The following is a 1,580-nucleotide window of genomic DNA, read 5'->3' on the forward strand; positions in this document are numbered from 1 at the left end:
GGAGTTAACCACCGTTCCCGCCAGCATAATCACGCTGACCAGAGAGACGACGGAGATTTTCATGCCAAACAGGAACTGCGTGGACAGCGAGCCCAGCAGACTCACCGGCAGAATCATCATAACGATAACCGGCATCAGGAACGACTCAAACTGGGACGCCAGCACGAAATACACCAGACCCAGCGCCACAATTAGAGCGGTACCCAGACTCCGGAAAGAGTCCATCATGTCGCTGCTCTCGCCCTCCATATTCACGGTGACGCCCTCCGGGGGCTGATAGCCGTCCACCACCGTTTTAACGGACTGTGCAATACCCATCGCGTCGTCCGTGCGGCTGTCGCCGGTAACAGTGATGGTGCGGCTCTGATTCTGGCGGATGATGGTCTGAGGGGCCATCACCACCGCCACGTCTGCCACCATATTCAAAGGAACGGCGCTGCCCGTGGGCGTGGTGATCAGCATGGAACGCAGCGCGTCCAGACTTTTGCCCGCGTCGGCCTCGCCCCGGACCACCACATCAATCTCCTCGCCGTTTACCTTGAGAATCGTGGCTGTGGAGCCGGTGAGCTGGCTGCGCACGGCGGTGCCGATGGTGGCCGCGGTAAGCCCGTACTGCGCGGCCACATCTCGCCGCAGCGTCACGTCCACCTCAGGCACCTGATCTCCGGCGCTGGATTTTAGATCCACCGCGTCGGGCACACCGTCGGCAATTTGCTTCAAAAGGTCGTCTGCCGCCGCTTTCAGCTCATCGTAATTGTCTCCGGAAAGGGTGAGTTGGATGGGCTGCCCGCTCATGGCGGACATATCCATCATGCCAGCGGAGGACACGGTGATTTCCGACCCGGCAATATCCCGCAAATCCTCCCGCAGTCCGTTTCCAATCTCCTCGGCGGAGCGATGGCGATCCCCGATGGAAACGAGATTCAGTGTCACAGAGGTAGAGTTGTCGCCAGTCATGCTGCTCATGGTACCGCCGCCGGTGGTATAGTAAATATCCTTGATTTCCGGAACGGTATCCATGGCGATGTCCACCACCTGCTCGGCGATGTGCTGCGCTTCCTCCGTCTCGGTTCCGGTGGGAAGGCTCACGGTGACGGTGACACTGCTTTGGTCCATGGAGGGCATCATCTCAAAGCCCGAGAACGCAATGATGCCAATGAAGACCACGATCATGGCAAGGGTCGCCAGCATGGCTCTCTTGCGGTGATGGATAAAGTAATCCAGCTTTTTTACATACCAGTCCGCCAAGCGGCTGCCCTTCGCTTTTTTCACTGCCTCCATGGCCTGGGCGTTGGCCTTCAGGTCCTTCCTGCCCCGGCCAAGCAGCATATAGCTCAAAAGCGGCACAATGGTCAGCGCCACAATCAGGGACATGGCAATCAGGGTGCAGATGGTCAGGCAGAAGTCGTAGAACATCATGCCGACAATTCCTTTGGTGAGGCCCAGCGGGAGAAACACCGCCACGGTGGTCAGCGTGGAGGCCACGATGGACAAGGACACCTCTCCTGTCCCCTTGGTACAGGCGGAGTAGTTGTCATGCCCCTCGGAGCGGTATCGGAAGATGTTTTCCAGCACCACGA

At 58.7% G+C, this 1,580-nt stretch carries 1 protein-coding gene; it reads right to left on the reverse strand.

Annotated elements, in window-relative coordinates:
- Positions 1–1,580: efflux RND transporter permease subunit (locus B2W96_RS10970; RefSeq protein WP_293010348.1), on the reverse strand; the 1,580-nt coding region annotated here is incomplete at both ends.

Source organism: Oscillibacter sp. UBA6647 (assembly GCA_002455655.1).
Taxonomy (GTDB): domain Bacteria; phylum Bacillota; class Clostridia; order Oscillospirales; family Oscillospiraceae; genus Oscillibacter.